Source organism: Cupriavidus sp. GW821-FHT02F09 (genome assembly GCF_059421605.1).
On record NZ_JBWKVH010000092.1, the window covers coordinates 1 to 4,530 of the forward strand.

A 4,530-nucleotide genomic window follows, 5' to 3' on the forward strand; every position below is an offset into this window, starting at 1 on the left:
CCTCGGCGCTCATCTTGCCTTTTTCGGTCAGCTTGGCGAACGTATCCTGCAGGTATTGCCGGGCGGCTGCCACGGCTAGCGGGTTGGTGTCGTAAAGGCTGACGGTCAGCCCGGCCTGCGCGGCGATCTGCGCAATGCCTCGGCCCATGGCACCGGTGCCGACGATACCGAGGGTGTGAATTTCAGATGATTGCATTGGCGTTTGGATGTGATTGGTGATGCGTGGCCGCCTCTGGCAGCGAAGCTGCACGCATAGTTTTCGGTAATACGCAGTGGGCCATTCTTCCTTTGTGAGGCTGCAATTTTTGGTGGGGCAGGCACTTCGTGCAAAGGCTCGAAAGTCTTGTCTGCAGCAATCTCCTTGCTGATCTTCAGCAGCCTAAACTCTCCTTTGGACTCGGACGGTGTCTTGGCTTCGGCGAGATACATGTCGTGGAACATCTGCCCGTCGGCAGCGATGTGTCCGTTCTTCACAAAGAAGTCGTTGATCGGCGTCTGCCGCAACCTCGCCATGACTTTGTCAGAGTTTGGGCTGCCAACGGTTTGCACTGCCTGAGTGGTCGCGGATGACATGCCGGCCTGCACCATCGTTGGCATCGATAGCCGAGCGTTGTGTAGTCCACGCCGAGCTTGGCTTGCACCGCCGCGTTGACATTCAGGACTGGCGACTCGCCATCGAGGACCGGTGGCCGTAGGCACGCGTGTTCTCGTCCGCGCCGTTCGACTTTGACCGGATCCGCGCTGAGATCAGCCAGAAGCTGCTTGGCGTAGGTGCCGGCGACGGAGATGGTCAGGTCGAGGACTCGATCATTCCTAAACATCAAGTCCTCCGGACAGTGTCTGAGAGGGCAGTGCATTCAGTGTGACCATAGGGGTCGCCATGTTGGATAACGGCCGATATCTGCAAACGCCGTGCCACCTGCTGATTCTGCTGGCACGGGATGTGCGTCGGCTTGCCGGCATACGGTGTCGGAAGGCGCTGGTATCGGCCTCCATCGGGTGCCCAACGCGGCTTCTCCGACCTCACTGTGGGACGTATGAAAGATCCGCCTGCATGTAGTCAGTGTTCGATATGACTTCACCGACTACATTCCAGTGTCTGCATTAAATACACTTTAAGATGGTAAAGCTGATATCAGCGAGGCCTTTGAGATGAAGAGGGAGACAAAGGGAATCCTCATTCTGGACGACGAGGACCAGACCCGGTTTGCGAGTGGCTTGGCCAAGGATGTACTTGTGGCCCGCTCGCTGACTGCGATCTGGCGCAATCGTGGTAGGGTACCGGTGCGTCGAATGTGGGCAATGACCGAGTTCGAGGATCCGCTCACCATTGCGGCAGCGCACACTACGGAAGGCGTTTGCTTCCTGATATTTCGCCCAAGCGGGTCTGAGGACCTCAACGAGTTTCTTGTGAGCGTCGATTCGGCGGAGGATATCCTCAGACACGTCATTACCGATCCATACCGAGCGATGGTTGTTGTCAACCCGGCCGGGAGGATCGACTACATGAGTCCAGTCCACGAGCGCTTCTTCGGGCTGCGGCACGGCGAGGCTGTTGGGCGCCCTGTCAACGAAGTCATCGTGAACACCCGTTTGCATGAAGTCGTGAAATCTGGCAAGGCGCAAGTTGCGCAACTTTTGGAGATGAAAGGCGTTACGCGGATTGTCTCGCGCATTCCGATCTATGACCGGAATCAACGGGTTGTCGCGGCCATCGGGCAGGTTATGTTCAAGGACCCTGAAGTGATCCGTGAAGTGACCGCTGAGCTTACACGGGTAAGGAAGGAGCTTGATTTCTACCGTCGTGAACTGTCCGGGATCAGGAATCGCAAGTACGGGCTGGACCAGATCGTCGGTAGTAGCGAGGCGGTACGGCGGCTTAAGGAGGACATCCTACGTGTGTCTCCGCTAGACGTCCCTGTCCTGCTGGTGGGCGAGAGCGGCACAGGGAAGGAACTTGTCGCGCATGCGATTCATATGCTCAGTCCGAGAAGCGATAAATCGATGGTCGTGGTGAACTCCGCGGCGATGCCGGCTAACCTGGTTGAGAGCGAAATGTTCGGCTACGAGCCTGGTGCATATACAGGCGCGGACAAGAAAGGCCGAAAAGGGAAATTCGAGACTGCGGATGGTGGCAGTCTTTTCCTTGATGAAATCGGCGACATGTCGTTGGATATTCAGATCAAGCTGCTGCGTGTCTTGCAAGACGGGCTGTTTGAACGCATCGGCGGTGACAAGTCGAGACAGTCGGATTTCCGGCTTATCTCGGCAAGCAATCGGGATTTCGGGGCCATGATCGCCGCGAACTCGTTCCGTCTCGATCTGTTCTACCGGATCAGCGCGGTCACACTGCGGTTGCCGCCGTTGCGAGATAGGCTGGAAGATATCCCAGAGCTTGCTGATTCCTTCCTCGAAGCGTTCGCCAATCGGCAGGGCGTGCCAAGGAAGAAGATCAGCGACTCCGTTGTTCGCTTCCTTCAGTCGCGTTCGTGGCCCGGGAATATTCGCCAACTCCAGCACGCAATCGAGCGCGCAGCCATCTTCAGTGATGGCCCCACGCTGTCGATTTCAAGCTTCGGAAACCTGAAAGCAGCCCAGAGCATTTACGAACGGGGTAAAGCCGGGCTAGGGCTGATGCGCGATTCGCAAAGCGCGAACGATATTCGCGACGCAAAAGAGCGCGTCGAATCGGACTTGATCCTTGCGGCGATGGAGCGCAGCAGCGGCAACAAGAAGCGCGTGGCAGAGGAACTGGGGATCTCGCGATCCTATCTGTACAAGCGCCTGAAGGATATGTCTGCAAAGCGGGCGGACCCGGTCGCCGAACTGTGATGGGGGCTCTTCGCGCTACTAGGTTCGAGAGTGGAGGATCTTGGGGGAGGTAGCCGAAGCGGCAGGAAAGACAGGCGCACTCATTTTCCTAAGCGCAGCCGTCACCCTCGATATCTGCAGGGTGGAATACTGTCCACGTGGACTCCCTGTGCGAGTAGGGTTTCTGCCGAAACGGAGTGTGGAGCATGCTGTCGGCGATGAAGGGCTTCCGAGTTTTCCCGGATGACGCATCCAAACATGGAGTCATCCATGCGATGGGTTATCAGTCCATGCTTGCCTCCGATGCCTTGATAATCGGTGTCAAATCTTGTGATTTCCGATCGAATCAAAGCATCAAATTCCTCGGGTGTAGCGGGTGGAAGGGTCCCACCTTTTTTCATTACTCTCTGAGAGACCTTAGTCGATTTGATAACATCAATACTTGCTTTTTAAGATTTTTTCGCGATCTCTGGTGTTAGGCATGGGAGGTGCAATAGCCCTGTACCATGCGGTGGCCTCAAAGCCTGGGCAGCCGCCCGAGTCATCGATGATATCGCGAGGTCGTAAAATGGTTGTGGCCGCAACACCGCCGTCCGATGAAGGATTCAAATGAAGCTGCGTCAGTTGCAATGTCTATGCGCCTTGGTGGATGCGGGATTCAACATATCGCGGGCAGCGAATGTCCTACACGCCACCCAACCCGCGGTAGGCAAGCAGCTGCGTCAGCTCGAGGAGGTGCTCGGCGTAGACCTGCTGCTGCGCCAGGGCGGCCGCGTGGTGGCATTGACTGAAGCCGGGGAGCGCATAGTGGCCTGGGCACGCCGCACGCTCCAGTGCGCCCAAAATATTCGTGCGGTGGCGCTAGAGAGCGGTGAAGAAATTGGCGGCAGCTTTACACTCGCCACTAGCCATACACACGCCAATTATGTGCTGCTGCCTTCCATTGTCGCCTTCACCCGCCACTTTCCTCGGGTGCGCATCAACGTCTTGCAGGGTACGCCTGATCAGGTGGCGGAGCTCGTCCACGATGGCAAGGTTGCCGTTGGCATCACACATCTGCCCCCGGATTTGCCTAGGGAAATCGTGGCAATTCCTTTCGCCACTTCGCCACGAGTCCTCATTACACCACGTGGGCATCCACTCTTGAAGGAGCAGAATCTCACATTGGAAAAGCTGGCGCCATATCCGATGATCCTGCTACTTTCTACGCGCCCGCAGGGCGCCCGCATACTCCGCAAGTTTCAGGAGGCGGGGCTGCAGGTAAATGTCGTCGTTCAGGCGCTGGACGCGGACGTGATAAAGACCTATGTCGGCGCTGGTCTCGGAATCGGGTTCATACCTGCCTTCAGTTTTTCTCCTGAGAGAGACAGCGGTCTGGGCATGCGCCCTGTCCACCACCTTTTCGATCCAGCGGTGTCGGCCGTGCTGCTTCGGCGGAACAGCCATCTTCAGCCATTTGTCTACGCGTTTCTAGATAAGCTCGATCCAACACTCGAGCGCAAGCGTCTCGAAGCACTGGTCTTCGAAGACTGTGAGCTGTGACGCACCAACAGACTACTTCTGGATGAGAACCCTAGGGGGCCGGCTTCATGAGGGCCAGGAGGAAGAAGTAGGGCGCGAGAAAATACGGTGGACTTGACTTAGAAGCTGTTGCGAAATTACCCATTGGGTCTGTTAACTTTTTCGAGCCGGTGTTAACTTCCTGTCTTGTTTTGCCTG

The 4,530-nt window shown here is 56.8% G+C and carries 5 protein-coding genes; 2 read left to right on the plus strand and 3 right to left on the minus strand.

All coding sequences use genetic code 11. The features are described 5' to 3' along the window. The 3 genes from AC07XB_RS38755 to AC07XB_RS38765 form a co-directional block, all read right to left on the minus strand. Positions 1 to 208, minus strand: a 208-nt coding sequence (locus AC07XB_RS38755; RefSeq protein ID WP_492833202.1) for a 3-hydroxyacyl-CoA dehydrogenase NAD-binding domain-containing protein, incomplete at its 3' end; no start/stop codon positions are given. Continuing rightward, positions 106 to 573: an ABC transporter substrate-binding protein gene (locus AC07XB_RS38760; protein WP_492833200.1), complete on the minus strand. Its 468-nt coding sequence runs from the start codon at positions 571 to 573 to the stop codon at positions 106 to 108. The genes AC07XB_RS38755 and AC07XB_RS38760, both read right to left, overlap by 103 nt. Continuing rightward, entirely contained in the window at positions 471 to 857 is a 387-nt protein-coding gene (locus AC07XB_RS38765) for a CoA transferase (RefSeq protein WP_493688131.1), read from the minus strand. The genes AC07XB_RS38760 and AC07XB_RS38765 overlap by 103 nt, the downstream gene beginning before the upstream one ends. Before the next feature lie 295 nt (positions 858 to 1,152). On the opposite strand from AC07XB_RS38765, the gene AC07XB_RS38770 reads away from it, so the two are divergent. Together AC07XB_RS38770 and AC07XB_RS38775 are read left to right on the plus strand one after the other, a co-directional pair. Continuing rightward, positions 1,153 to 2,832, plus strand: coding sequence for a sigma-54 interaction domain-containing protein (locus AC07XB_RS38770; protein ID WP_492833196.1), 1,680 nt, complete (start codon positions 1,153 to 1,155; stop codon positions 2,830 to 2,832). Between the two features lie 588 nt (positions 2,833 to 3,420). Continuing rightward, entirely contained in the window at positions 3,421 to 4,353 is a 933-nt protein-coding gene (locus AC07XB_RS38775; RefSeq protein WP_492833194.1) for a LysR substrate-binding domain-containing protein, read from the plus strand. Positions 4,354 to 4,530 lie beyond the last annotated feature (177 nt).